We start from the raw sequence: 25,874 nt of genomic DNA on the forward strand, positions 1-25,874 counted from the left end.
CGCGTAGCCCCAGAAATCAACCCGCGGATTCTCCGAATGGCTGGAGGAGAGGCGGGTCTCAGGTCACCTCTTATGATCAACGACAGCATTTCGCATGCAAGGGCGATCCACGCTGTCGCCAACTACTGGAAACACAATGCAGACTGGAATGCTGCCCACATAGCAGGTGCTAAAGGGTAGCAATTTGGCAGAGATAACTATCGCGCAGCTATCCAACTTAGGGAACCTGGGAGATTATCCATATGCCAGCTGCTTGGCCCATATGCTGCCTGCCGAAAGCTTGGAACTGGGAAGGTTGCTCCCTGTGATAACGGCATGGACGGATAAACTTCATAAAGCTGCAACTCGAGGATAGCCGCTTCGAGGCCAGTTGGACTTGCCCTTTAGTTTGCCGAACCTGCATAGATGCCACTGGGCTGGCTCAATCGCGCCAGCTGGAAGTGTTTAATTCCCACGCTCTTTAGTTCTGCAGGATTTCACTGAGCTAGCTATCTTTACGAAAAAGACGGATGGGAAAAACCGGGAACATACTTCGGGAGTTTCTTCGGGACTCTATGGGATAATGCGCCCGACATAGGCATAAGTTGGCCATTTGTTCCCAGCCCGCCAGCACATGCTTCCCATCGGAGCCGTCAGCCAACCAATTATAGAAAAAAGCTTTCTTGAGACTTATGCTGGAGCGGGTGAAGGGAATCGAACCCTCGTCGTAAGCTTGGGAAGCTTCTGCTCTACCATTGAGCTACACCCGCCTTGACCTTCCGGTAACCCAAGCCTGCGGTGCCGTCAAGCATAACGGATCAGCGCAATCCCATCTCGGCCAAAGCAGCGGCGATCGAGGGTGGCAAGGCTTCCTCGGCCTGCCGACCTTTCGGCAGATCCGCAGGGGCATCTTCGGGCTTGAGATAGCGCCACCCCTGAAACGCCCGGCGCGGGATCGCCGCCACACGCACCAGATCGCGGTCCAGAACCAGACCGCAGCGTTTGATACCGTCCTGGCCGATCACTTCGTCCAGCGAGAGGATGCGTTGACGCGCCAACATCACGCCCTTGAATACCCAGAAGATCGAGCCGCCATCCAGCAACTCGGCCTCGCGCTTGGGCCACATGCGGGTCACGTGCATTGCTGGCGCCTTGCCGAAACGCTGCTTTTGCCATGCAGCCAGATCATCGGGCCCTTCGGCACCGACGCACAATTTCATCAGATGCAGTTTCGCGTCCATAGCGCCTCAGTTAATCTCTGCGCCGGTTCAACTCAAGGGACCTTGGTCGGCATCAGACATGCATGGAACGCAGATGCCCGACCCGGCGCAAGGGTGCGCCCCATGAAAAAGGGCCGCATCACGATGCGGCCCTTTCCATTTATCTCAGAGGTGACGGATCACAGCTGGTCCAGCGCCTCGACGGCCTTTTCCAGTTCTTCCTTGGTAACGGTCTTGGTCGAAGTGTCGGCCTTTTCCGCGATGTGGTCGACGACCTTATCTTCGAAGATCGGCGCGCGCAGCTGCTGCTGAGCCTGCTGATTCTGTTGGATGAACTCGAAGAAGGCACGTTCCTGGCCCGGATACTGACGGGCGGCCTGCATGACGGCCTGGGTCATTTCCTGGTCGTTGACGGTGATTTCAGCCTTCTGACCGATTTCGGCCAGCAGCAGGCCAAGGCGAACGCGACGCTCTGCCAGGGACTTGTGCTCTTCGGTGGTCTCGATCTCACCGTGGTTGTGATCGTGAACCTCGGGGTTTTCTTCGTGCCACAGCTGATGCGCAATCTGCGAGGCTTCGGCTTCGACCAGCGAAGCCGGCAGGTCGAACTTGACCTTCTCGTCCAGCTGGTCCAGCAGGCCGCGCTTCATCACGGCGCGTGCGGCACCGGCATATTCGGCTTCCAGACGCTCGGCGATCTGCTTCTTCAGTCCGTCAAGGTCCTCGGCGCCGAACTTCTTGGCCAGTTCGTCATCGATCTTGGCATCGACCGGAGCCTTGACGGCCTTGATCTTGCACTCGAAGGTCGCGTCCTTGCCGGCCAGATGGGCTGCGCCGTATTCCTCGGGGAACTTGACCTCGACCTTGACGTCTTCATCGACCTTCACGCCGACCAGCTGATCCTCGAAACCGGGGATGAAGCTGTTCGAGCCCAGGACCAGCGGGTAATCCTCGGCCGCGCCGCCTTCGAAAGCCTCGCCGTCGACAAAGCCCTTGAAGTCGATCGTCACCTGATCGCCGCTTTTGGCCTTGGTGTTCTTCTTGCGGTCCTCGAACGCCTGCGAGGATTTCGCCAGGTTTTCCAGCGCCTCGTTCACGGCGGCTTCCTCGGCCGGAACGCTCAGCTTTTCCAGCTTCAGGCTGGACAGGTCGACCTCGGGGATCTCGGGCAGGTTTTCATAGGTGACGTTGACGACGACGTCATCGCCCTCTTTCCACTGCTCGCCGTTTTCCATCTCGACCTTGGGCTGGACGGCCGGGCGGTCGCCCGACGTTTCAAGGTGATCGCGCAGGGCGCCGTCGATGGCTTCCTGCATGGCGTCGCCCAGAATACGGGGACCGAACTGCTTTTTCAGCATGGCCATCGGGACCTTGCCTTTGCGGAAGCCCTTCATCTCGACTTCGGGCTGCGCTTCTTTCAGCTTCGCATCGACAGCGGCGGCCAGTTCGGCGGCGGGCAGCGTGAACTGGTACCCACGCTTCAGGCCGTCGTTCAGGGTTTCCTTGACGTTCATCATCGTCCTCATAGCAAGAAGGGCCACCGATAAGGCGGCCGGAAAATTTCGCCTGTTCTAATCTTGGTGCCCTTCGCCTGCAAGCAGATAGCGGTGACGCTGGAACATCGGCCCCCTGCCGGTCTATGTTGCGCCCGAAACGACCGCCCGCCACAGGAACGATGTACATGACCCAGACTGATATGCCCGAGCCGCGCCTGACATCCCTTGCCCATGGCGGCGGCTGCGGTTGCAAGATCGCGCCCGGCGTCCTGTCGGGTCTGCTGCGCGGCAGTGCCGCCCTGCCCGTCCCGCCCGAACTGCTGGTCGGGATCGAGACCTCGGACGATGCGGCGGTCTATCGACTGAACGACCATCAGGCGCTGGTGGCCACGACCGATTTCTTCATGCCGGTGGTGGATGATCCCTTCCATTTCGGCCAGATCGCCGCCACGAACGCCATCAGCGACGTCTATGCGATGGGCGCGACGCCGATTTTGGCGCTGGCAGTGGTCGGCATGCCGATCAACACCATCTCTCACGAAACCATCGCGCGGGTTCTGGATGGCGGTGCCGATATCTGCCGCCAAGCTGGCATTCCCATCGCCGGAGGCCATACCATCGATTCGGTCGAACCGATTTATGGGCTGGTGGCCCTTGGCCTGATCGACCCCGCGAAACTCAAGCGCAACGCCGATGCGCAGACCGGCGATCTGCTGGTCATGGGCAAGCCCCTTGGCGTGGGCGTCATGTCCGCGGCGCTGAAGAAGGGCCAGCTGGACGATGCGGGTTATGCCCGGATGATCCAGGTGACCACGCAGCTGAACCGTCCCGGTCCCGAACTGGCCGCGATCGCGGGCGTTCATGCGATGACCGACGTGACGGGTTTCGGCCTGGGCGGCCACGCGCTGGAAATGGCGCGCGGATCGGGGCGCGATCTGAATATCGATTGGCGCGCGGTGCCCAAGTTGGCGGGCATTCAGGCTATGATCGAGGCTGGCCATGTGACCGGCGCATCGGGCCGGAACTGGGCCAGCTATGGCGACGGGGTGGCGCTGCCCGCGGGTTTTGACGACGGGGCGCGTGCCCTGCTGACGGATCCGCAGACCAGCGGGGGCCTGCTGGTCGCCTGCACCCCCGAGGCGCTGGATCAGGTCAGGGCGTGCTTTGCAAAGCACGGGTTCGACGATGCCACCGTCATCGGCAAGGTTGGCGAAACCACCCCGAACCCGCGTGTCGTCATCGTCTAGAACCGAAGGCCGAAATCGAACGAGGCGCCCTCGCCCCCGAAACCAAAGCTGGCCGCGCCAAAGCTGATCCCGATCAGCGACCCGGCCAGCACCTGCGCCGGCGTGTGTTCGCCCGCATGCACCCGGCTGGCCGCCGTCAGCCCCGCCGCGCCATAGGCCACGGCACCCAGCCCCGGATCATCGAAACACTTGCCGGCCAGATCGGCGGCGCCGAACCCCGCCGCTGCCGAATGCCCCGAGGGAAACCCGCGCCCCAGCCCCGATGGACGCGTGCCCAACTCGCTGCCGTCGAAGACCGCCTTCAGCCCCAGCACGATGACGGCCTGCGCGGCACCGCGAATGGCGAAATCCTCGAAGCGGCCCTGATCGGCGGCGCAGACCGCCGCCGCCAGCGGCAGCCCGTATTTCATCGTGGTTCCGAAATCTTCGAACGGATCGGCGGCGGCTGGCGCGGCCAGGAATGCCGCGGCGGCGATGACGGCAGGACGCATCATCTAGCGTTGCAGGCTTTGCAGATAATCGGCCAGCGCGACGACGCGCGCCGGTGTCGCGACCGGATTGCCCGAGCCGTCATCGAACATCACGACCGGCCCGTCACGCAATTCCTCGAAGATGGGCATATGGGCCTCGCTGCGGCCCATGGTGTTGCCGATCAGCTGCCCCATGACGCGGGCCTTGGGAAAGACGCCCTCATTCTGCCGCGACAGCAGTGTCAGATCAGGCGGAGGCGGCATCATTCCCACCGCCGCAGGTCCATTTCCGCGTCCCTCGGGACCGTGACAGGCCACGCAGTTTTCGGCGTAATCCGCGGCGGCCCCTGCCACCCGCGCCTGTGGCGTGCAAGCCGCTACCACCAGGGCTGCGCCCAAGCCCCCAGCCAAAGCGATCCAAGCCGTCCGCATCCTGCCCCCCCGCGTTGTTGTGTTTCCTTGTCCCAAGGATGCAACGCCGGGCGTGCCCATGCAATGGTGATCAGCTGCGCCCCAGCCGGACCACCCGATCCATCCGCTCGGCCAGCGCGTGGTTATGCGTCGCGATCAGCGCCGAGAGCCCGGTTTCCCGCGCCAGCGACATCAGCACCTCGAACACCCTGTCCGAGGTTTCGGGGTCCAGGTTTCCTGTCGGCTCGTCCGCCAGCAACAGCGACGGCCCGTTGGCCAGGGCCCGGCAGAAGGCCACGCGCTGTTGTTCTCCGCCCGACATCTGCGCCGGGCGATGGGTCGCGCGATGGGTCAGACCGACATGGCCCAGCAGCATGTCCGCCCGCGCCGCCGCATCGCGTGCGGCCACGCCATTGGCCAGTTGCGGCAGGATGATGTTTTCGGCGGCGCTGAATTCAGGCAGCAGGTGGTGGAACTGATAGATGAAGCCCAGTTCCTGCCGACGCGCCTCGGTCCGGTCACGATCGGGCAACCCGGTCATGTCGCGCCCGTTCAGCAGCACCCGGCCCGTATCGGGCGTGTCCAGCAGCCCCGCGATATGCAGCAGCGTCGATTTTCCCGCCCCTGACGGGGCCACCAGCGCCACGACCTCGCCGCGCGCGACGGACAGGTCCAGCCCGTCCAGAACCGCCACGGGCGCAGGCCCGGCCTTGTCATAGGTCTTGCCGACGGCTTCCAGTTTCAACACGTCATTCATAGCGCAGCGCCTCGACCGGGTTCATGCGCGCCGCACGACGCGCCGGAAAGATGGTGACGATGAAGGACAGGGTCAACGACAGGCCCACGGCCCGCAGGATGTCCCAGGCCCGCAGGTCGGCCGGCAGGCGATAGATGCCGCGCACCTCGGGCTGCCAGGCGCCGCCATTCGTCAGGGCGTTCAGCGCCGCCATGATGTTGTCGACGTTCAGCGCCAGAACCACCCCCAGGATCACCCCGGCGATGGTGCCGATGATGCCGGTAAAGGCCCCGCACAGGATGAAGACGCGCAGCACCGACCCCTCGGTCAGGCCCATGGTGCGCAGGATGCCGATGTCGCGGCCCTTGTTCTTGACCAGCATGATCAGACCGCTGGTGATGTTCATCGAGGCGATCAGGACCAACACCGACAGGATGACGAACATGACGTCATCTTCCATGTCCAGCGCCGACAGGAACGACCCCGACGCGTCGCGCCAGCTCCAGACCTGCGCGCCATCGCCCATGGCGCGCATCAGCGGCAGTGACCATTCATCCACCCGCTCGGGGTCGTCGACAAAGACCTCGATCTCGTCGGCGACACCTTCGCGGTTGAAATAGCTCTGCGCCTCGGCGATGGGCATGTAGATGCGCGTCCGGTCGATGTCATAGCGCCCGGCGCTGAAGATGAAGGTGACCTCATAGGCACTGACCCGAGGCGTGGTGCCAAAGGCGGTGCGCGCCCCTTCCGGCGCGATCAGCCGGATCCGGTCGCCCAGCCCCACGTTCAGTTCCCGCGCGATGCCTTGGCCGATGGCGATGCCTTGGTCGAAATTCGCCAGATCGCCCTGCGACGTCGCCGGATCGACGATCCGGGGCGTGGCCGCCAGGTCATCGGCCGAAACACCGAACACCTCGGCCACGTTGGCGCTGTCATTGGCCGATGCCATGACCTGCCCCTTGACGATGGCTGCGGTCCGCGTGACGCCCGGAACCTGGGCCAGGCGCGCGGCGGCATCCTGATAGTCCTCGATCTTGCCCGGCACCACATAAACGTCGTCGGTATATTCGTTGGTGATCTGCGTGGGCGCCATATAGACGGTCGTGTGGGCATTCGCGCCCAGGATCGTGTCCACGAATTCGGCCCTGAACCCGGCGCGCACGGCCAGCGTGGCGATCAGCGCCATCACCCCCAGGGCGATGCCGATCAGGCTGATCCAGGTCATCACACTGACCCCGCCCTCGGCCCGGCGCGCGCGCAGGTAACGCCACGCGATCATGAATTCAAAACGGGAAAACGGTCTGGGGCTGGACATGATCTGGGCCTGCTGGAAATCCGCGCAGACCCTGACCCCGCGTCCGCCAAAGATCAACCCGACAATGGCGTGAGTGTCCGGTCAACGCGCAAATACCCAGCTTGCGACGGCTGGTCCCAGGTGTCACATATCGGCGCATGGCAAAGAACTCGTCTGCATTCACCTGCACCGCCTGCGGCGCCGCCCACAAGAAATGGGCCGGACGCTGCGACGCTTGCGGCGCATGGAACACCATCATCGAAGAGGCCCCCCTGTCACAAGGCCCCGGTCGCGGTCTGGGCGCACACAAGGGACGCGCGGTTCCCCTGTCCGGGCTGTCGACCACCGAACCGCCGCCCCCGCGCAGCCTTTCGGGGATGGACGAACTGGACCGCGTGCTGGGCGGCGGGCTTGTGCCCGGATCGGCATTGCTGGTCGGCGGCGATCCGGGCATCGGCAAATCCACGCTGCTGCTGCAGGCGGCGGCCGCCTTTTCGATGCGCGGCCTCAACGCCATCTATTTCAGCGGCGAGGAAGCCAGCGCGCAGGTCCGCATGCGCGCCGTTCGCCTCGGCTTGGCCGAGGCCCCGATGCGTCTTGGCGCCGAAACCAACCTGCGCGACATCCTGACGACGCTGGACGCGGAACGCCCCGACGTCGTGGTGATCGATTCCATCCAGACGCTGTGGTCCGACACCGTCGAGGCCGCGCCCGGCAGCGTGGCGCAGGTCCGCGCCGCCGCCCATGAGTTGGTGACCTTCGCCAAGCGCCGCGGCGTGGCCGTGATCCTGGTCGGCCACGTTACCAAGGAAGGCCAGATCGCCGGCCCCCGCGTCGTCGAACACATGGTCGACACCGTCATCTATTTCGAGGGCGAACGGGGCCACCAGTTCCGCATCCTGCGCAGCGTCAAGAACCGCTTTGGCCCATCGGGCGAGATCGGCGTCTTCGAGATGACGGGCAGCGGCCTGGCCGAGGTCACGAACCCTTCGGCGCTGTTTCTGTCCGAACGCGGCCAGCCCATCGCCGGCAGCGCGGTCTTTGCTGGCATCGAAGGCACCCGCCCCGTCCTGACCGAGATCCAGGCCCTGGTCGCCCCATCCACCTTGGCCAGCCCGCGCCGCACGGTGGTGGGCCTCGACAGCGGCCGCGTCAGCACCATCCTGGCCGTCCTCGAGGCGCGCTGCGGCATTCCCTTCGCGGGCCTCGATGTCTTCCTGAACGTCGCGGGCGGCATGAAGGTCGTCGAACCCGCCGCCGACCTGGCCATCGCGGGCGCGCTGCTTTCCGCACGCGAAGACAATCCCCTGCCCCCCGAGGCCGTACTTTTCGGCGAAATCAGCCTGTCAGGCGCGCTGCGTCCCGTGGCGCAGGCCGAAAACAGGTTGAAAGAAGCGCGGAAACTTGGTTTTTCACAAGCGATTTTGCCGGAGGGCCAGAAGGTCGAGGCCGGCGACGACAAGAAGGGCGGTACGACGCTGCGGCGCGTGACCGACCTGACGGGATTTGTGGGTGACATTTTCGGCGCCGGCTGAAGCACCTGTAATACATGAACAACCGGCGCATGAGGCAGGTCTATGGACGGATTTACGATCATCGATGCGGTGGTGGCAGGTGTCATCATCCTCTCGGCAATTCTGGCGTGGTCGCGCGGCTTCGTCCGCGAATCGCTGGCCATCCTGGGGTGGATCGCCGCCGCCGTGCTGGCCTTCCTGTTCGCGCCAACCGTCCGCCCGATGATCGCCCAGATCCCCGTTCTTGACCGTTTCATGGGCGACAGTTGCGAACTGGCCACGATCGCGGCCTTCGCGGTCGTTTTCGCGCTGGCACTGGTGGTCTTCTCGATCATCACGCCATTGTTTTCATCGGTCGTGCAGCGTTCGGCCGTGGGCGGCATCGACCAGGGGATCGGGTTCCTGTTCGGCGTGGCGCGCGGCGTCCTGTTGGTGGCGATCGCCTTCATCGTCTATGACCGCGTGATGACCAGCCAGACCGTTCCGATGGTTGAAAATTCCCGCTCGGCGCAGGTCTTCGAACGCATGCGCACCCAGATGGACGAACAGATCCCCGCCGATGCGCCGGGTTGGATCGTCAACCGTTACGAACAGATGGTCATGGCCTGCACTTCGTCCGGCGAGACCGTCAGCCCGGCTGCGACCAACTGAGGCAGCGCGACCTGTTTGCGACAGCCTGATGACGAAAAAGCGCCCCCGCAGGTTTGCGGGGGCGTGACTTTATGCGACGCTGCGACTACATACCCCCCCATATGCCCCCAGACCTCAGGACGTGCCCATGAAACCCTTCCTGGCCCATCCGTTCGATTCGGACCGACTGCATGAAGAATGCGGAGTCTTCGGTGTGATCGGCGTGGCCGATGCCTCCAATTTCGTGGCTCTTGGATTGCACGCCTTGCAACATCGGGGCCAAGAGGCCGGCGGCATCGTCGCCCATGATCCCGAACACGGCTTCAACAGCGCCCATCGCTTCGGCTATGTCCGCGACAACTTCACCAAGCCCGAACTGATGGCCACCCTGCCCGGTTCTTTGGCCATCGGCCATGTGCGCTACTCGACGGCCGGCACCAAGGCCGCGACCGCCATCCGCGACGTGCAGCCTTTCTTTGGCGAATTCCACATGGGCGGTTCGGCCATCGCTCATAACGGCAACATCACCAATGCCGCCGCCCTGCGCCGCGAGCTGATCGAGCGCGGATCGATCTTCCAGTCCAGCAGCGACAGCGAATGCATCATCCACCTGATGGCGCGTTCGATCCAGCGCAACATTCCCGAACGGATGAAGGATGCGCTGCGCCGCATCGAAGGCGCCTTCAGCGTCATCGCGATGACCCGCACCAAGCTGATGGGTGTGCGCGACCCCTTGGGCGTCCGCCCGCTGGTCCTGGGGCGTGTGGGCGAGGATGGCTATATCCTATCGTCGGAAACCTGCGCGCTGGACATCATCGGCGCCGAGTTCATCCGCGAGATCGAGCCGGGCGAGATGGTTGTCATCTCGAAGGGCAAGATCGAAAGCTCGCGCCCCTTCGGGCCGTCCAAGGGCCGATTCTGCATCTTTGAACATGTCTATTTCTCGCGCCCTGATTCCATCATCGGCGGCCGCTCGGTCTATGAGACCCGTCGCCAGATCGGCGTCGAACTGGCCCGCGAAGCCCCGGTCGAGGCTGATCTGGTCTGCCCCGTCCCCGACAGCGGCACCCCCGCCGCCATCGGTTACGCGCAGGAATCGGGCATTCCCTACGGCATGGGGATCATCCGCAACCAGTATATGGGCCGGACCTTCATCGAACCGTCCGAGCAGATCCGCAACATGGGGGTCCGTCTGAAACTGAACGTGAACCGCGCCCTGATCGCGGGCAAGCGCGTGGTGCTGGTCGATGACAGCGTCGTGCGCGGCACCACCAGCCGCAAGATCAAGGACATGATCCTGGATGCCGGCGCGGCCGAGGTGCATTTCCGCATCGCATCGCCCCCCACCGCCTGGCCCTGTTTCTATGGCGTCGACACCCCCGACCGCGACAAGCTGTTGGCGGCGAACATGACCCCTGACGAAATGCGCCAGTGGATTGGCGTGGACAGCTTGGCTTTCGTGTCGTTGGATGGTCTTTATCGGGCCGTCGGTGAAGCGCAGGGACGCGATGCCAAATGCCCGCAATATTGCGACGCCTGTTTCTCGGGGGATTACCCGGTCGCCCCCTTCGACCAGATGGAACGCGGTTTCCAGATGAAGCCGGGATCCGAAACGGACGTCCAGGCAGCGGAATGATGAAAGGGCGCGCCGATCGGCGCGCCCTTTTCACATGATGATGGCTTCCAGCGGATCGTAATGGGCGAACTGATCGCCCCAGACCGCATTCGCCAGCCCGTCCGGCTTGTGTCGCAGCCGCGCCAGCTGATCGCGCGTCACCCACCGGAAGCGGTTCACCACGCCCTCGGGGTCGGCCAAGGTAATTGTATCGGGGCCGTCCAGCGTTGCCCGGAAATGAAGTTCGACCTGATGAAAGCGGCCGCCGGGGTCGTGGAATTCATTGATCAGGATCGGCGGACCGACTTTGACGGTCAGCCCGGTTTCCTCGGTCACCTCGCGCTGCAGGTTCTGTGGCAAGGACTGTGCGGGTTCGACCCCGCCGCCGGGCAGGCACCACAGGTCGGATTTCTGCCCGGGATAGGCGTTCACCATCAGCAACTTGTCCCGATGAAGGATGGCGGCGCGAACCGCCAGACGTGGGCGCGCGGGCCTCATCCCCCGACCCGGTTGACGTGGCCCATCTTGCGGCCTGGCCGCGGATCGCCCTTGCCATAGAGGTGCACCTGAACACCCGGCGTCGCCAGCAGGTCCGGCACGCGGTCCATGTCATCGCCGATCAGGTTTTCCATGACCACATCCGCGTATCGCTTGCCGTCGCCCAAGGGCAGGCCGGCCACGGCACGGATATGCTGTTCGAACTGATCGACCACGCATCCCGCCTGCGTCCAGTGGCCCGAATTATGAACCCGCGGCGCGAATTCATTCACGATCAGGCCGGCCGGCGTCACGAAGAACTCGACCCCCATCACACCGACATAGTCCAGCGCATTGGCGATGCGCGCGGCGTTCAGCACAGCGTCGGTCGTGACGCGTGCCGGTAACCCACAGGGCACGGTGGTCGTGCGCAGGATGCCGTCCCGGTGGACGTTCAGGCCGGGATCGAAGGCCGCCACCTGCCCGTCCGTCCCGCGCGCGATGATGACGCTGATCTCGGCGGTGAAATTGACGAAACCTTCCAGGACCGAGGGCGCGCCGGTCCATTCCGCCGGGCCGTCGCCGATCCTGACCTGGCCCTTGCCGTCATAGCCCATCCGCCGGGTCTTCAGGATCGACGGGCGGCCGATCCGGTCGATGGCCTCGGTCAGAGAAGCCTGATCGGGGACGTCGGCAAAAGGCGCGGTGAACAAGCCGATTTCGTTCAGGAAGGTCTTTTCCGTCATCCGGTCCTGGGACACAGACAACGCCCTGCGGTTAGGATGAAGAGGACGGATTTTCTCCAGCAGATCCAATGCCGAAGTCGGAACATTCTCGAATTCATAGGTGATGACGTCCACCGAATCCGCAAAGGCGCGAAGGGCGTTTTCATCCTCGTATGGTGCTTGGGTCACCCGCCAGGCAACGTCGCCCGCAGGTGATGCGCCAGGTTCGAAGATATGGCAGCGAATGCCAAGGCGGCTGGCGGCCACGGACAGCATTCGGCCCAGCTGGCCACCGCCCAGGATGCCAACGGTGCGCACATCATTCATCGCGCGGCTCCTGCGGGATCGATGCCGACAGCGCCGCGCGCCAGTCGTCCAGGCGTTGCGCCAGTTCGGCGTCACCGAGGGCCAGGATACCCGCCGCCATCAGCCCGGCATTGGCAGCACCGGCCGCACCGATGGCCATGGTGGCAACAGGATAACCCTTGGGCATTTGCAGGATGGAATAGAGGCTGTCGACCCCCGACAACGCCTTGGTCTGGACAGGAACCCCGATCACCGGCACGCGGGTCTTCGATGCCATCATGCCTGGCAGGTGGGCCGCGCCGCCTGCCCCCGCGATGATGACCTTCAGGCCGCGATCGACAGCGGTCCTGCCATATTCCCAAAGCCGGTCGGGTGTTCGGTGGGCACTGACGATCCGTGCCTCATAGGGGATCTGCAACTGGTCCAGAATGGCCGCAGCCTCGCGCATGGTGGGCCAGTCCGACTGGCTGCCCATGATGATTCCCACCGGTGTTTCCATCGCTTGCCCCCAAATTTTTGCTGGCTATCGCATAGCGTGCCACGGGGCGGGTCGCAATCAGGCGATGATGTCCGGCGTCAGTTCGTCCTCCAGACGGGCGATGCGGTCCTTCAGCGACAGTTTCTGCTTCTTCAGCCGCTGGAGCGCAAGCGAGGGCGGCAGTTGCTGCCCGTGCAGGGCGGCGATCGCCTCGTCCAGGTCGCGATGCTCGCAGCGCAACGCTTCCAGGCGTGCGCGGCAGATGTCGTCATGGTTCATGGAGTGCTGGATATTCATGTGATCGAAGGTGCCGTTGTTTTTCCCCTTTATAGCCGCAAAAGCGATTCATGTTAACAGAATCATGCGTCACGCCGGGTCTGTTTTGCACTGTCATGGGCATGCAGATCGTGAAGTTCTTGCAAGATCGGTCATGCGTTCACATATTGAACCCATGACCCCGGTCGCCGATCAGCGGGACCGGGGTGACGAACAGTCGCTTGAAGGCAAAGGGCTGAGATGACGAAAATTTCGTTGGGGTCGCACCCCTATCTGTTGGGTTTCGACCAGCTGGAGCGGCTGGCCGAACGGGCCGCAAAGGGCGGCGAGGGGTATCCCCCCTATAACATCGAACACATGGCACCCGACGGCTTCAGGATCACCCTGGCCGTGGCAGGGTTCCGCGAAGAGGATCTGGGCGTCACGACCGAAGATCGCCAGTTGGTGATCCGGGGTCGCATGCCCGAAGCCGAGGGAGACCGTGTCTTCCTACATCGCGGCATTGCCGCACGCGCCTTCCAGCGCAGTTTCGTGCTGGCCGACGGGGTCGAGGTGATTTCGGCCGCGATGGAAAACGGGCTTCTTCATATCGATCTGCGCAGGGTCCAGCCCGAACAGGTCGTTCAGACCATTCCGATCAGCCGCAAGTAAGGGGATCACCATGGATACCAAATTTGATTTCGGCGACAGCCAGCACGCGCAGACCGTCTATATCCGCAAGGTCGCCACCAGCAGCTTGCCACAGGACGTTCAGGACAAGCTGGAAGGCGTCAGCGCCATGTATGCCGTCCACGACGTCGAGGGCGAGCGTCTTGCCTTGGTCCGCGACCGCAACCTGGCCTTCACCATCGCCCGCCAGAACGAATTGCAGCCGGTCAGCGTTCACTGAACCTGACATAGGCGAACGCCCGGCCGTCGGGCGACCAGCAGGGCACGTTCATCGTGCCCTGCCCGCCAAACAGATCGAACAGCTTGCGCCGGTTCGATCCATCGGGCGACATCGCGTGAACCTGCACCGCCACGTCGCGCGGATGCCCTTCCGTTCCGGGTGGATAAACCAGAAACACCACATGATTTCCGCAGGGCGATGGGTGGGGAAACCAGTTCACGTTCTCATCGCGAAAAACGGGCGCGGCATCGCTGCCATCCCGCCGCATCCGCCAGATCTGAGCATGTCCCGTCGCATCCGAATTGAACCAGATATGCTTTCCGCAGGCCGAGAAATCAGGCCCGTCATGATGGGCCGCGCCCGGCGTCAGGATGGTTTCGACCTGGCTGTCCATATCATAGGTGGCGATCCTGACGACGCGATCGCCATTCCTGACGCAGGGATAGGTCAGCAGGCTGCCATGAACCCCGTGCCACCAGCTGGGTCGTGGCAATCCGATCCGCGTCGTCGCCCGCCCGTCGAAGATATGCATCCCTGCCCCCGTGCCATCATGGGCCGACAGGATGATCCGGCCATCGGGCAGAAATCCGTGATCGTTGTTGCAACGTTCGCCGAACCCAAGCGGGATCGGCGTCAGACCCGTGCGGTCGGCCCGGAACAGCCCGCCTTCGGCATTGACCAGAAACCAGCCATCCGGATGCCAGTTCGGCGCCTCGAACAGCATGTCATCCTGCCAGATGACCTCGGTCCGACCGCTGTCCAGATGATGAACCTCCAAGGATGAGCGCCACATGTCAGGCTGCCATGGCAGGCTGACGGCGGCGCAGGACAAGCGTCCGCACCCCCAGCACCAGCAGGATCGCCGTAAACACCGCCACCTGATAGGTCAGGGCGAAATGCATGGCTGCAGCGTAATTATCCTGGCCGCTCTGAAGCTGGACGAAGAACAAGCTGGAGGCGATGGCAATGCCGATGGCAGCGCCCACCTGCTGGAACGCCTGCATGCCCCCTGTTGCCGCGCCCGCGATTTTGTCGGGCACGCTGCGGAGGACCATCTGGAACAGGGGGGAAATGGCCAGCCCCATCCCGAAACCGTTGAGCGCCAGCGGTGGCGCCAATGTCGTCAGGCGCATCTCGGTCGGTGGGTTGCCGGTCACGTGACGCAGATACAGCATCCCGATGACCAACAGACCCGCGCCAAGCGCGATGCGTCCGGTCAGGTGGCGCGTGCCGAAACGACCGGTGATCCAGCTGCCCAGCATGATGCCCAACGGGAAGGGCGCGGTCGCAATTCCTGATTGCATCGGCGTGAAACCGAACCCCGTCTGCAGATAGATGGCCAGGATCAGGAACATTCCCGGGATGGCCGAAAAATGCATCAGCACGATGGTCACGCCCGACATGAACCCGCCGTCACGCATCAACTGCACAGGCAGCAGCTGTTCCCGGTCGGCTGCTGCAAGGGCGATCTGTCGACGCACGAACAGCACCGCCATCGGCAGCGACAGGGCCATCAGCGCCAGGCACCATAGCGGCCATCCCAGCAACGGGCCTTCGACCACGGGCAGGACGATCAGGGTGATGGTCAGCGCGAACAGCCCCACCCCCCACCAATCGATCGCCAGCGTGCGCGACGACGACATGCGTGGGATCAGCTTCAGTCCGGCCAGCACCACCAGCACCCCCACCGGCAGGTTGACTAGGAAGATCGGGCGCCAGCCCAGATCGTTGATATCCGCCGTGATCAGAAATCCGCCCAGCAGCGGGCCAGTGACGGCGCCAAGGCTGACGATGACGCCCGCCAGCGCGAAGGCCTTGGCCTTCTGTTCGGGGGCAAAAATGACATGCATGATGGCCATAACCTGCGGCACCATCATGGCCCCGCCGATCCCCTGCAGGGCACGCGACCCGATCAGAACGCCGATGCTGGGCGCCAGGCCGCACAGCACGGATGCCAGTGTGAAAAGCGACACGCCCAGCATGAACAGCCGCTTGCGCCCCAGCTTGTCCCCAAAGCGCCCGCAAGGCAGCAATCCAACCGCAAAGGCCAGCACATAGGCCGCCGAGACCCATTCGATCTGCGTCGGGCTGGCCGAAAGGTCCTTCTGGATCGACGGCAGCGCCACGTTCACGATGCTGACATCGATCAGGTTCATGAAATTGCCCATCAGCAACAATGCGGCGGTGAACCAGGGATTGACCCCGGAATTCGTGTCTCGGCTGCTTGTCATGGGATCCTCTTGCGACGGGCTGCTGTCGAACCGACCCCGGCTGGATTGGTTCCGAACGCGAAACGGCCCCGGTCTCGCACCGGGGCCGTCGCATCATCTGGAGATCGATCAGCTGAGGCCGATCAGACCCATGGCTTCCAGTTTCAACAGAACCTGGTGGGCGGCGGCATCGACGTCGATATTGGTCGTGTCCACGGTCAGTTCGGGGTTCTGCGGTTCCTCGTAGGGGTCCGAGATGCCGGTGAACTCCTTGATCTTGCCTTCACGGGCCAGCTTGTAGAGACCCTTGCGGTCGCGACGCTCGCATTCCTCCAGCGGGGTCGAGATGTGGATCTCGACAAAGGCACCGCCGGCCTCGACCATCTCGCGCACGGCGCGACGGGTCGCGGTGTAGGGCGCGATGGGCGCGCAGATCGCGATGCCGCCGTTCTTGGTGATCTCGGACGCGACATAGCCGATGCGCTTGATGTTGATGTCGCGGTGCTCCTTGCTGAAGCCCAGTTCCGACGACAGGTGCTTGCGGACCACGTCACCGTCCAGCAGCGACACGGGGCGGCCACCCATCTCCATCAGCTTGACCATCAGCGCGTTTGCGACGGTCGACTTGCCCGAACCGGACAGGCCGGTGAAGAAGACCGTGAAGCCCTGCTGGGCCCGCGGGGGCGAGGTGCGGCGCAGCTGCTGCACCACTTCGGGGAAGCTGAACCATTCCGGGATGTCCAGCCCTTCGCGCAGGCGGCGGCGCAGTTCGGTGCCGCTGATGTTCAGGACGGTCACGCCCTCTTCGATCTCGTCTGCCGGTTCGTACTGGGCGCGTTCCTGCACATAGACCATGTGCTTGAAGTCCACCATCTCGACGCCGATTTCGTCTTGGTACTGACGGAACAGGTCCTGCGCGTCATAGGGACCATAGAAATCCTCGCCCTGGCTGTTCTTGCCGGGGCCGGCATGGTCGCGACCAACGATGAAATGCGTCACGCCGTGGTTGGCGCGGATCAAGCCATGCCAGACGGCTTCGCGCGGGCCGGCCATGCGCATGGCCAGGTTCAGCAGCGACAGGTTGGTCGTGGCGGCCGGATACTTGTCCAGCACCGCCTCATAGCAGCGCACGCGGGTGAAGTGGTCCACATCGCCAGGCTTCGTCATGCCGACGACCGGATGGATCAGCAGGTTGGCCTGGGCTTCGCGCGCGGCGCGGAAGGTCAGCTCTTGGTGGGCGCGGTGCAGCGGGTTGCGCGTCTGGAAGGCCACGACGCGGTTCCAGCCCAGCTTCTTGAAGAAGGTGCGCAATTCGTTCGGCGTGTTGCGGCGCGCGCGGAAATCGTAATGCGTCGGCGTCTGCAGACCCTTGACCGGACCGCCCAGATAGACGGGGCCGGCGGTGTTGTGCAGATAGTTCACGGCCGGGTGGGCCAGATCGTCGGCACCGAAGACCTTTTCGGCTTCCAGCGACTTGTTCGGCACCCATTTGTCGGTGACCGACATGATTGCCAGAATGACGCCTTCCTGGTCGCGCAGCGCGATGTCGGTGCCCGGCTCAAGCCCTTCGGCGAATTTCTCGGACACGTCCAGGTTGATCGGCATCGGCCACAGCGCGCCCGAGGTCAGGCGCATGTCGCTGACGACGCCGTCGTAATCGGCCTGGGTCAGAAAGCCCTTCAGCGGGTTGAACCCACCATTCATCAACAGTTCCAGATCACAGATCTGGCGCGGGGTCAGATCCCAGCTGGGCATGTTGCCTGCTTCGTCCTTCAGCGCGGCGGCGGCAGCTTCCGAGACGTAAAGCTCGGGGATCGGGGTCTGGTTCGGATTGGTCATGTGCGAAACCTGGTGATTACATGAGACAAATGACCACGCAGGCCCTTGGGGTCGCGTGACTTGCAGGCGGCATACAAGCCCTGAAAGCGATATTCAAGTCTGGGAAAACGCTTTTTGAGGGTATTGCGCGGTTCTTTGCAACAGCCGGTGGCATGGTTCAAACGGCACGGGGCAGAGGCGGATCACCGCCCCTGCCCCGTCCATGTCGAAACCCCGCCAGTCGCGGTCAGGCGATGCCCACGACCAATTGTTCAGGCGCGGTCACGACGCCGTCCTGCGCCGCGAGGAAATGTTCCGCGTCCAGCGCCGCCATGCAGCCCATGCCGGCGCTGGTGATGGCCTGGCGATAGGTGTGGTCGGTCAGATCGCCCGCCGCAAAGACGCCGGGGATCGAGGTCCGGGTGCTGCCCGCCTCGATCTTCACATAGCCGCCATTGTGCAGTTCCAGCTGATCCTTGACCAGCTCGTTCGCGGGCGCATGGCCGATGGCCACGAAGACGCCGTCGGCCGCGATCTGGCGCGTGCTGTCATCGACGGTGGATTTCAGCACCGCCCCGGTCACGCCCATCGGCGTGTCGACGCCTGTCACTTCCTCCAGCTGGTGATTCCAGATCACCTCGACCTTGGGATGGTTCATCAGGCGGTGCTGCAGGATCTTTTCCGCACGCAGGCTGTCGCGGCGATGAACCAGCGTCACCTTGCTGGCGAATTTCGTCAGGAACAACGCCTCCTCGACCGCGGTGTTGCCGCCGCCGATCACCACGACCTCGCGGTTGCGATAGAAGAAGCCGTCGCAGGTCGCACAGGCACTGACGCCAAAGCCCTTGAACTTCTCCTCGGACGGCAGGCCCAGCCAGCGTGCCTGCGCACCCGTCGCCAGGATCACCGCATCGGCCGTCACGATGCGGCCGCTGTCGCAGGTGGCGGTAAAGGGACGCTGCTGAAGATCCAGCGCGGTGACCATGTCGGTCACGATCTCGGCGCCCATGGCGCGGGCATGAGCCTCCATCTTGACCATCAGTTCGGGGCCCTGGATCTCGGTCTCGCCGGGCCAGTTCTCGACTTCGGTGGTGATGGTCAGCTGCCCGCCGGGCTGCATCCCTTGGATCAGCATCGGTTCCAGCATGGCCCGCGACGCATAGACAGCAGCGGTATAGCCGGCCGGACCCGATCCGACGATCAAAAGTTTCACATGCGTGCGTTCGGTCATCTTGCGCCCCAATCTTGGTTTGTGCATGAGGTAGTCCCTTCGACGCCCAACTGCAACGCATCCCGGAACTCCTGCAATCCCAGAAAGATTGTTGCGCATTTCCGGGCTGCATTGTAGTTTCCGTTAACGCCAAGACCCTGTAAAAGAAAGACCACCATGGCCGGCGCCAAACTTGACGACATCGACCGTAAGATTCTTGCCGAATTGCAGGCCGATGGCCGGATGACCAATGTCGAATTGGCCCGCCGTGTCGGGATCTCGGCACCGCCCTGCCTGCGCCGCGTCCGCACTTTGGAGGAGCTTGGCTATATCCGCGGCTATCATGCCGATATCGACGCCCGCGAGCTGGGATTCGAGGTGCAGGTCTTTGCCATGGTCCGCCTCAATTCGCAATCCGAACGCGACCTGTCGGCCTTCGAAGCGCTGGTCCAGGATTGGCCGCTGGTCCGCGAATGCCACATGCTGAACGGAGAGATCGATTTCATTCTGAAATGCGTGTCGCCGGACCTGTCAACCTTCCAGCGCTTTCTGACAAACGCCCTGACGGCGGCACCGAACGTCGCCTCGGTCAAGACGTCGCTGGTGATCCGCGGCGCCAAGGACGAACCCTCGGTTCCCTTCGAGATCGTCGAAGAGCGCATCCGCGAAGCCGGCTGAGCGACGAAACCCTGCAGCCATCCGCGACGTTCCCTGCCCCACAGGCAACAGGAGCGCATCATGGCCCATATCTTCATCGTTGGCGGCGCGGGCCAGATTGCCCGCATGATGACCCCGCAGCTGATCGCGGGCGGCAATCGCGTCAGTTCTCTCTATCGTCACGACGAACAGCATGACCAGCTGGCCGATCTGGGCGCGACGCCGGTGAGGGGCGACCTGACCCAGCTGAGCCCGCAGGACATGGCGTCAATGCTGGCGGATGTGCAGACCGTGATTTTTGCTGCAGGCGCCGGTGGTGCCGGAGAAGAACTGACCAATGCCGTCGACGGCGAAGGCCTGGAAAAGACGGTCGCCGCCGCCAAGGAGGCCGGCGTCAAGCGCATCTACCTGATCTCGGCCTTCCCAGAGGCCGGACGAAACGCCGATCTAGGTGACGGTTTCGAAAACTACATGCGCGTCAAGAAGATGGCGGATGTTCATCTTGTCCAGAGCGGACTGGAATTCGTCATCATCCGTCCCGGCACGCTTGGTGACGACGGCGCGACCGGCAAGGTGTCGGCGGGGCTGGCCGTCCCCTATGGCACCATCCAGCGCGCCGATGTGGCCGATTTCATTGCCCAGACCGTCGCCACCCCCCAGATCGTCAATACAATCATCGAGCTGGCACCGGGCAATGATCCGATCCCGGTCGCCGTCAGTGCGTTGGCCAGCACGACCCGCTGATCAGCGGGCAATGGCGCTGATCAGGCGGCCATAATCGACTTGGCCTTCATGCGTGGCGCGGCGATAGCTGAAGAATTTGGCGGGGTCGGAATAGGTGCAGTGGCGTGACCATTCTGCCTCGACCCCGGCCTCGCGCAGACGCATCAGGCCAAAGGCAGGCAGGTCGAACATCGGCTTCCCCCTCGCGCTTGGCGCGAAAAAGCGTTCGTAATCATGATCTTCGGCCAAAAAGTTGTCCATGAAGTCGTCACCGACTTCATAGGCGCGCTGGCTGATGCTGGGGCCGATGACAGCCTTGATGCTCTGCGCGCCCAGTTCGTGCATGGCGGCCACGGTCGCCTCGATCACACCGCCGATTGCCCCACGCCACCCCGCATGACAGGCGCCGATGACCCCCATATCCGCATCCGCAAGCAGAATCGGCTGACAATCTGCGGTCAACACCGCCAGAGCGACATCCTGGCGGGCTGTCACGATGCCGTCGGCGCAAATCTCTCGGGTTGCGACGATGTCATCATCCAGATCCAACGTCACCACATCCGCGGAATGCACCTGCTTGACCGTCGCAAGGCTGGACGCGGCGACACCCATCGCGGTCGCCACGCGGGCGCGGTTCAGCTCGACCATGTCGCGCTGATCGGTGGACCGCCGCCCGCAGTTCAACCCTGCGAACAACCCAGACGAGGCCCCACCCTTGCGCGTGAAGAACCCGTGCCTGACGTCGGACAGCAATGGGTGGGTCAGTATTTCAAGTGTTGTCTGCATGTATCTCCAGCGCCTCGAAGCCGGGAACGGGGGTGGCCCCTTTCGGCCAAATGGCGATCGCCTTGAACAGGTGACCCATTTCCGCCGGGTCGGTCAAGCGCGCAAGCGCCGCCATCGCCCCCGCATCGCCGATCTGGGCCAGTTTGCGGGCTCGTGCCTCGGCACCAAGCGACAGAAGCCAGTCGCCTTGGTGAACTGGACGCGAAGCCATTGCCCCCGCGCGCAATGCCGCAGCCGCCAAGGGGGCGAAATCCACATGGGCCGTCAGGTCGGCCAATCCGGGATTAGCCAGTGGATCTTCGGGGATATGGTTTCTAAGCGCCTGGAATGTATCGCCATATCCGTTCCATCCACCATAGTCGATGATGATCGCCGCGCCGCCATAGTCCGCGATCTTGGTTGCGATGACATCAATGGACGCAACCGCCTCGGCGCAATCTTCGACCACGTCGCCGGGCTTGCCGTCGCGCGGGAACGGGACGACGGGCCCCATCCCCATCCGCAGATCCCCATCGTCAGACAGGCCGACCATCCGTTCGCGCCAACCCTCGGCTGTCATCTGATACTGCCGGATCGGCAAGGCATCGGCGAACTCATTCGCAATCAAAAACAGGGGCTTATTGGGCAGATCCTTGAGACTGTCGATATGGTGGGGCGCGCCCAATCGTTCGGTCTGCAGCCTGCGAAGAAAGGGCGAGGCCTCAATCAGGCAGATCTGCGCCGCGTCCCGTATTCCAGGCGCCACGGCGATTGCCCGCCACATATCCGCCATCAGCGTTCCGCGTCCCGGACCGGGTTCCGCCAGGGTGATCGGCGACGGACACCCCTGATCCATCCAGGCCTGAGCCAGCGCCAATCCGCAAAATTCACCGAACATCTGATGGATTTCGGGCGCCGTGGTGAAATCGCCAGCCTGCCCGAAGGGGTCGCGCGTCGCGTAATACCCGTGACGGCTGTCCAGCAGGCAGATCTGCATGTAATCCGCCAGCGTGATCGGCCCCGTGGCACGGATGCGGGCCGCGATGATCCGGGCCAGCGGCGTCATGAACCGCCAGCCACCGGCGGACGCCTGACCGCCTTCACGATCAGCACCAGCCCGATCAGCAGCATCGGCAGAGACAGCACCTGACCCATGCTCAGCCCGATGACGGGGCCCCCGATGACATGCCCAAGCGGGTTTTCAGGGGTGATGAACTGGGCATCCGCGACCCGGAAGAATTCGACGAAGATGCGGGCAAGTGCATAGCCTGCAAGGAAAATGCCGAATTGCAGCCCCGGTCGGCGCAACGCACCCGCCCGCAACGTCACCAGCAGGATCAGGCCCAGCACCAGCCCCTCCAGCCCGGCTTCGTAAAGCTGGCTGGGGTGGCGGGCACAGATGCCTGTGACGCCCGGGCAGTTTTGCGCCGCCTCTCCGGGGAAGGCGACGCCCCATGGCAGGTCGGTCGGGCGGCCCCACAATTCGGCATTGATGAAATTCGCGACGCGACCGAAGAACAGCCCCACGGGCGCCACGACGGCCATCGCGTCGGCGAGCCGAAGAACGGGAATGCTGTTCCTGCGGCAATAGATTGCGGTGGCCAGGATGACGCCCGCAAAGCCGCCGTGAAAGCTCATCCCGCCCTGCCAGACCTGAAGGATCTGGGCAGGGTTGGCCAGATAGTAGGCCGGTTCGTAGAACAGCACGAAACCAAGCCGCCCCCCCAGGATCACGCCCAGGATCACCCAGGTCAGCAGGTCGTCGACCTTGTCGGCCTGCATCGGCGGATGGTCGCCCCAGATGGCAGGCCTGCGCATCATCAGCGCGATCAGTTGCCAGCCGATGATCAGCCCCGCCAGATAGGCCAGCGCGTACCAGCGCAACGATAGGGAAAGGCTGCCAAGGTTGATCGTAAAGATTTCGGGGGCGATATCGGGGAAGGGGATCATGGGGCCTCGGCTTTCGATTGCGGCGCACGCTAGTCAGCAAACCGCCCGTGTCAACATTGAACCCCGCCGCCCGTCGGACCATATAGGACCGGACCAAGCTTGAAGGACAGGCAGACATGAGCACCGATAACCGCTTCTTCGACGACATCTCGAAAATGATGACCAATGCGATGGGCGTGGCCCAAGGCGCCCGCACCGAGGCCGAAAACGCCATGAAGGGCTGGGTCGACCGCTGGCTGGCCGACCGCGATTTCGTCACCCGCGAGGAATTCGAAGCCGTCCGCGAAATGGCCATTAAGGCCCGCACCGAAAACGCCGAACTGAAGGCGCGCCTGGACGCGATCGAAACCGGCCGTCAGGGCGACTGAACCGCGACGGTCTGCTTCAGCGTACCATTGCGGTCATAGAGCAGCACCTGCGCGTCATCGGTGACGATCACGATCCAGTCGGTCGCAAAGGTCACGGCCTGCACCTGAACATTGTCCGGCAGCTTGATATTGCCGGGCAATTCGGGCAGCACCGGCTGGCTCAGGCGCAGCCACAGCAGCGCGACCACCGCCACCATCCCGAACCCCATCACCAGCGTCAGCCCGGTGACGAGCGTCTTCAGGAACCTCAGTTCCGGAACCGCTTTCGCCGCTGCCTTCCAATCGGTATCATCTTCCGCCATGTCGAACCTTGTTGTGATCATCCCGGCCAATCCGCCAGAACGGCTTGATAAGGCGCTTGCCCTTGCCGTGCCAGAGGATGCGGCGCTTTCCCGGTCGCGTCTATCGCGCATGATCGCGGAGGGCGACGTCCATGGACCGGACGGCGTGGTCCGTGACGGCAAAACCAAGGTGTCCGAAGGCCAGGAATACCGCATCACCCTGTCGGCCCCCGAATCCGTCGAAACCCTGCCCGAGGCGATTCCCCTAACCATCGTCCATGAAGATGATGACCTGATCGTGATCGACAAGGCGGCAGGCATGGTCGTCCATCCGGCGCCCGGATCGCCCACCGGAACGCTGGTCAACGCGCTGCTGGCGCATTGCGGTGACACGCTGTCGGGCATCGGCGGGGAAAAGCGACCGGGCATCGTGCACCGGATCGACAAGGACACGTCGGGCCTGCTGGTCGTGGCGAAATCGGACCGCGCCCATCACGGCCTTGCCGCCCAGTTCGAGGCCCACACCGCGCAACGCCGCTATCTGGCGCTGGCGCATGGCGTCATCGATCCCGCCGATCCGCGCCTGCGCGGCACCCCCGGCATCAGTTTCGAGGACGGGTTGGTGATGAAAATCACCTCGCGCCTGTCGCGCCATCCGACCGATCGCCAGCGGCAGGCGGTCTATTTCGACAAGGGCCGCCATGCCGTCACGCGCGCCAAGCTGTTGGAACGGTTCGGTACGCCGCCTTCGGCCATGCTGGTGGAATGCCGGCTGGAAACCGGGCGCACCCATCAAATCCGTGTGCACATGACCCATGCGGGACTGGGGCTGATCGGCGACCCGGTCTATGGCGGGGCCCGCAAGGCATCGGCCAAGGCGCTTGGCGCGGCGGCCGAACTGGTTCAGGCCTTTTCGCGCCAGGGGCTGCATGCGGCGCATCTGGGGTTCGACCATCCGGTCACTGGCCAGGCCATGTCATTCGACAGCCCCCTGCCCGATGACATGCAGCGGGTTCTTGACGCTTTGCGCGCCAGCGCCTCTTGACGTCAATGTGACCGATACACAGTTTGCAAGGTCCGGTTCAGGGCGCAGACTGGCCCCCTGATCGGACGATCGGTGGCCTGCCTGCGGCATTCTGTCCGGAACCCGCAGACGCAGGGTCGCGTTCGTCGGTCTCTGCGAAAGGCAAACATCATGGCGACATACGGCAATCTTCCGGCCCCTAGTCCCGAACAGGGTTTGAACCGCTATCTGCAAGAGATCCGCAAGTTTCCGCTTCTGGAACCGGAAGAGGAATACATGCTGGCCAAGGCCTGGGCGGATCACGAGGACAGCGAGGCCGCGCACCGGATGGTGACCAGCCACCTGCGTCTGGCCGCTAAGATCGCGATGGGTTACCGCGGATACGGGCTGCCGCAGGCCGAAGTCATCAGCGAGGCCAATGTCGGCCTGATGCAGGCGGTCAAGCGCTTTGATCCCGAACGCGGCTTCCGTTTGGCGACCTATGCCATGTGGTGGATCCGCGCCTCGATTCAGGAATACATCCTGCGGTCCTGGTCGCTGGTCAAGATGGGCACCACCAGTGCGCAGAAGAAGCTGTTCTTCAACCTGCGCAAGGCCAAGTCCAAGATCGGCGCGCTTGAGGAAGGCGATCTGCGCCCCGAAAACGTCGCCCAGATCGCGACCGAGCTGAACGTGACCGAAAAAGAGGTCATCGACATGAACCGCCGCCTGTCGGGCAGCGATGCATCTTTGAACGCGCAGGTCGGTTCGGGCGACGGCGAATCCTCGGCCCAGTGGCAGGATTGGCTTGAGGATACCGATGCCAATCAGGCCGAAGCCTATGCCGAGACCGAAGAGCTGGACACCCGTCGCCAGATGCTGATGTCCGCCATGGACGTGCTAAACGACCGTGAACGCGACATTCTGATGGAACGCCGGTTGCGCGATGACCCGATGACGCTGGAGGATCTCTCCAGCCGTTACGACGTATCCCGCGAACGCATCCGCCAGATCGAGGTCCGCGCCTTTGAAAAGCTTCAGGACCGGATGCGTGTTTTGGCGCGCGAAAAAGGCATGCGGATCAGCGAAGAGGTCGAATAAACGATCGGCGCCGCATTGACGCGAT

29 protein-coding genes and 1 tRNA gene are annotated in these 25,874 nt (G+C 63.5%); 11 read left to right on the plus strand and 19 right to left on the minus strand.

The features are described 5' to 3' along the window. Positions 1-675: 675 nt before the first annotated feature. From DKT70_RS13240 to tig, 3 genes are all read right to left on the minus strand, one after another. Positions 676-749: transfer RNA gene (locus DKT70_RS13240), tRNA-Gly, on the minus strand. Between the two features lie 48 nt (positions 750-797). Continuing rightward, a complete protein-coding gene (locus DKT70_RS13245; RefSeq protein ID WP_111559596.1) occupies positions 798-1,220 on the minus strand; it encodes a DUF1489 family protein in 423 nt (140 codons plus the stop codon). A 158-nt stretch (positions 1,221-1,378) separates the two neighbouring features. Beyond that, the gene (gene tig, locus DKT70_RS13250; RefSeq protein WP_111559644.1) at positions 1,379-2,713 is read right to left on the minus strand and encodes a trigger factor; all 1,335 of its coding nucleotides are present in this window, start codon (positions 2,711-2,713) and stop codon (positions 1,379-1,381) included. Between the two features lie 167 nt (positions 2,714-2,880). Here tig and selD point away from each other — a divergent pair, with 167 nt between their 5' ends. After that, positions 2,881-3,942 (plus strand): selenide, water dikinase SelD, encoded by a 1,062-nt coding sequence (gene selD / locus DKT70_RS13255; protein WP_199559600.1) that lies wholly within the window; start codon positions 2,881-2,883, stop codon positions 3,940-3,942. On the opposite strand, the gene DKT70_RS13260 is transcribed toward selD, so the two are convergent. The 4 genes from DKT70_RS13260 to DKT70_RS13275 all read right to left on the minus strand — a co-directional run bounded on the left by DKT70_RS13260 (position 3,939) and on the right by DKT70_RS13275 (position 6,838). Further along, complete coding sequence (locus DKT70_RS13260; RefSeq protein ID WP_233490579.1) at positions 3,939-4,433, minus strand: phosphatase PAP2 family protein; 495 nt, start codon at positions 4,431-4,433, stop codon at positions 3,939-3,941. The genes selD and DKT70_RS13260 overlap by 4 nt on opposite strands. Positions 4,434-4,436: 3 nt before the next feature. Next, positions 4,437-4,766: a c-type cytochrome gene (locus DKT70_RS13265; protein WP_158530050.1), complete on the minus strand. Its 330-nt coding sequence runs from the start codon at positions 4,764-4,766 to the stop codon at positions 4,437-4,439. Positions 4,767-4,914: 148 nt separating this feature from the next. Then, the gene (locus DKT70_RS13270) at positions 4,915-5,580 is read right to left on the minus strand and encodes an ABC transporter ATP-binding protein (RefSeq protein WP_111559599.1); all 666 of its coding nucleotides are present in this window, start codon (positions 5,578-5,580) and stop codon (positions 4,915-4,917) included. Further along, a complete protein-coding gene (locus DKT70_RS13275) occupies positions 5,573-6,838 on the minus strand; it encodes a lipoprotein-releasing ABC transporter permease subunit (protein WP_233490580.1) in 1,266 nt (421 codons plus the stop codon). Before DKT70_RS13275 ends, DKT70_RS13270 begins: the two co-directional genes overlap by 8 nt. A gap of 173 nt (positions 6,839-7,011) precedes the next feature. Here DKT70_RS13275 and radA point away from each other — a divergent pair, with 173 nt between their 5' ends. The 3 genes from radA (at position 7,012) to purF (ending at position 10,633) form a co-directional block, all read left to right on the plus strand. Continuing rightward, a complete protein-coding gene (gene radA / locus DKT70_RS13280) occupies positions 7,012-8,388 on the plus strand; it encodes a DNA repair protein RadA (RefSeq protein WP_111559600.1) in 1,377 nt (458 codons plus the stop codon). Between the two features lie 42 nt (positions 8,389-8,430). After that, a complete protein-coding gene (locus tag DKT70_RS13285; RefSeq protein ID WP_072297233.1) occupies positions 8,431-9,018 on the plus strand; it encodes a CvpA family protein in 588 nt (195 codons plus the stop codon). Positions 9,019-9,145: 127 nt separating this feature from the next. After that, positions 9,146-10,633: an amidophosphoribosyltransferase gene (purF, locus tag DKT70_RS13290; protein WP_111559601.1), complete on the plus strand. Its 1,488-nt coding sequence runs from the start codon at positions 9,146-9,148 to the stop codon at positions 10,631-10,633. Between the two features lie 30 nt (positions 10,634-10,663). On the opposite strand, the gene DKT70_RS13295 is transcribed toward purF, so the two are convergent. From DKT70_RS13295 to DKT70_RS13310, 4 genes are read right to left on the minus strand one after another with little or no spacing between them, the layout of a single operon-like run. Beyond that, a complete protein-coding gene (locus DKT70_RS13295; RefSeq protein ID WP_111559602.1) occupies positions 10,664-11,110 on the minus strand; it encodes an NUDIX domain-containing protein in 447 nt (148 codons plus the stop codon). Further along, a complete protein-coding gene (locus tag DKT70_RS13300; RefSeq protein ID WP_111559603.1) occupies positions 11,107-12,141 on the minus strand; it encodes a 5-(carboxyamino)imidazole ribonucleotide synthase in 1,035 nt (344 codons plus the stop codon). The genes DKT70_RS13295 and DKT70_RS13300 overlap by 4 nt, the downstream gene beginning before the upstream one ends. Beyond that, entirely contained in the window at positions 12,134-12,619 is a 486-nt protein-coding gene (gene purE / locus DKT70_RS13305) for a 5-(carboxyamino)imidazole ribonucleotide mutase (RefSeq protein ID WP_111559604.1), read from the minus strand. The genes DKT70_RS13300 and purE overlap by 8 nt, the downstream gene beginning before the upstream one ends. A 57-nt stretch (positions 12,620-12,676) precedes the next feature. Continuing rightward, positions 12,677-12,895 carry a YdcH family protein gene (locus DKT70_RS13310; RefSeq protein WP_111559605.1) on the minus strand — a complete coding sequence of 73 codons (219 nt, stop codon included), beginning with the start codon at positions 12,893-12,895 and terminating at the stop codon, positions 12,677-12,679. A gap of 219 nt (positions 12,896-13,114) precedes the next feature. Between DKT70_RS13310 and DKT70_RS13315 the strand changes: the two genes are divergently transcribed. Beyond that, complete coding sequence (locus tag DKT70_RS13315; protein WP_072297227.1) at positions 13,115-13,525, plus strand: Hsp20 family protein; 411 nt, start codon at positions 13,115-13,117, stop codon at positions 13,523-13,525. A gap of 10 nt (positions 13,526-13,535) precedes the next feature. Next, on the plus strand, positions 13,536-13,763 hold the full coding sequence (locus DKT70_RS13320; protein ID WP_111559606.1) for a DUF1150 family protein: 228 nt from the start codon (positions 13,536-13,538) through the stop codon (positions 13,761-13,763). On the opposite strand, the gene DKT70_RS13325 is transcribed toward DKT70_RS13320, so the two are convergent. The 4 genes from DKT70_RS13325 to trxB all read right to left on the minus strand — a co-directional run bounded on the left by DKT70_RS13325 (position 13,750) and on the right by trxB (position 19,022). Further along, on the minus strand, positions 13,750-14,541 hold the full coding sequence (locus DKT70_RS13325; protein WP_158530052.1) for a TolB family protein: 792 nt from the start codon (positions 14,539-14,541) through the stop codon (positions 13,750-13,752). The genes DKT70_RS13320 and DKT70_RS13325 overlap by 14 nt on opposite strands. Before the next feature lie 16 nt (positions 14,542-14,557). Next, positions 14,558-15,994 carry an MFS transporter gene (locus DKT70_RS13330; RefSeq protein WP_111559608.1) on the minus strand — a complete coding sequence of 479 codons (1,437 nt, stop codon included), beginning with the start codon at positions 15,992-15,994 and terminating at the stop codon, positions 14,558-14,560. Positions 15,995-16,102: 108 nt separating this feature from the next. Next, positions 16,103-17,812, minus strand: coding sequence for a bifunctional sulfate adenylyltransferase/adenylylsulfate kinase (locus DKT70_RS13335; RefSeq protein ID WP_111559609.1), 1,710 nt, complete (start codon positions 17,810-17,812; stop codon positions 16,103-16,105). Positions 17,813-18,038: 226 nt separating this feature from the next. Beyond that, entirely contained in the window at positions 18,039-19,022 is a 984-nt protein-coding gene (trxB, locus tag DKT70_RS13340) for a thioredoxin-disulfide reductase (RefSeq protein WP_111559610.1), read from the minus strand. A gap of 156 nt (positions 19,023-19,178) precedes the next feature. Between trxB and DKT70_RS13345 the strand changes: the two genes are divergently transcribed. Together DKT70_RS13345 and DKT70_RS13350 are read left to right on the plus strand one after the other, a co-directional pair. Further along, a complete protein-coding gene (locus DKT70_RS13345; RefSeq protein WP_072297221.1) occupies positions 19,179-19,679 on the plus strand; it encodes an Lrp/AsnC family transcriptional regulator in 501 nt (166 codons plus the stop codon). Positions 19,680-19,739: 60 nt separating this feature from the next. Beyond that, entirely contained in the window at positions 19,740-20,402 is a 663-nt protein-coding gene (locus DKT70_RS13350; RefSeq protein WP_111559611.1) for an NAD(P)H-binding protein, read from the plus strand. Here the strand turns inward: DKT70_RS13350 and pgeF are convergent, their stop codons facing one another. From pgeF to lgt, 3 genes are read right to left on the minus strand one after another with little or no spacing between them, the layout of a single operon-like run. Continuing rightward, on the minus strand, positions 20,403-21,167 hold the full coding sequence (pgeF, locus tag DKT70_RS13355) for a peptidoglycan editing factor PgeF (RefSeq protein ID WP_111559612.1): 765 nt from the start codon (positions 21,165-21,167) through the stop codon (positions 20,403-20,405). Further along, on the minus strand, positions 21,151-22,212 hold the full coding sequence (locus tag DKT70_RS13360) for a class I SAM-dependent methyltransferase (protein ID WP_111559613.1): 1,062 nt from the start codon (positions 22,210-22,212) through the stop codon (positions 21,151-21,153). Before DKT70_RS13360 ends, pgeF begins: the two co-directional genes overlap by 17 nt. Next, on the minus strand, positions 22,209-23,096 hold the full coding sequence (lgt, locus tag DKT70_RS13365; RefSeq protein WP_111559614.1) for a prolipoprotein diacylglyceryl transferase: 888 nt from the start codon (positions 23,094-23,096) through the stop codon (positions 22,209-22,211). Before lgt ends, DKT70_RS13360 begins: the two co-directional genes overlap by 4 nt. A 116-nt stretch (positions 23,097-23,212) precedes the next feature. On the opposite strand from lgt, the gene DKT70_RS13370 reads away from it, so the two are divergent. Next, positions 23,213-23,464, plus strand: coding sequence for an accessory factor UbiK family protein (locus tag DKT70_RS13370; RefSeq protein WP_111559615.1), 252 nt, complete (start codon positions 23,213-23,215; stop codon positions 23,462-23,464). Here the strand turns inward: DKT70_RS13370 and DKT70_RS13375 are convergent. Continuing rightward, entirely contained in the window at positions 23,452-23,766 is a 315-nt protein-coding gene (locus DKT70_RS13375) for a DUF6476 family protein (protein WP_111559616.1), read from the minus strand. The two genes, DKT70_RS13370 and DKT70_RS13375, sit on opposite strands and share 13 nt — an antisense overlap. Here DKT70_RS13375 and DKT70_RS13380 point away from each other — a divergent pair. Next, positions 23,765-24,790, plus strand: a complete 1,026-nt coding sequence (locus DKT70_RS13380) for an RluA family pseudouridine synthase (RefSeq protein WP_111559617.1) — start codon at positions 23,765-23,767, stop codon at positions 24,788-24,790. The two genes, DKT70_RS13375 and DKT70_RS13380, sit on opposite strands and share 2 nt — an antisense overlap. Before the next feature lie 150 nt (positions 24,791-24,940). Then, positions 24,941-25,849 (plus strand): RNA polymerase sigma factor RpoH, encoded by a 909-nt coding sequence (rpoH, locus tag DKT70_RS13385; RefSeq protein ID WP_111559618.1) that lies wholly within the window; start codon positions 24,941-24,943, stop codon positions 25,847-25,849. Positions 25,850-25,874: the final 25 nt, after the last annotated feature.

Source organism: Paracoccus sediminilitoris, from assembly GCF_003259195.1.
In the GTDB taxonomy this organism is placed as follows: domain Bacteria; phylum Pseudomonadota; class Alphaproteobacteria; order Rhodobacterales; family Rhodobacteraceae; genus Paracoccus; species Paracoccus sediminilitoris.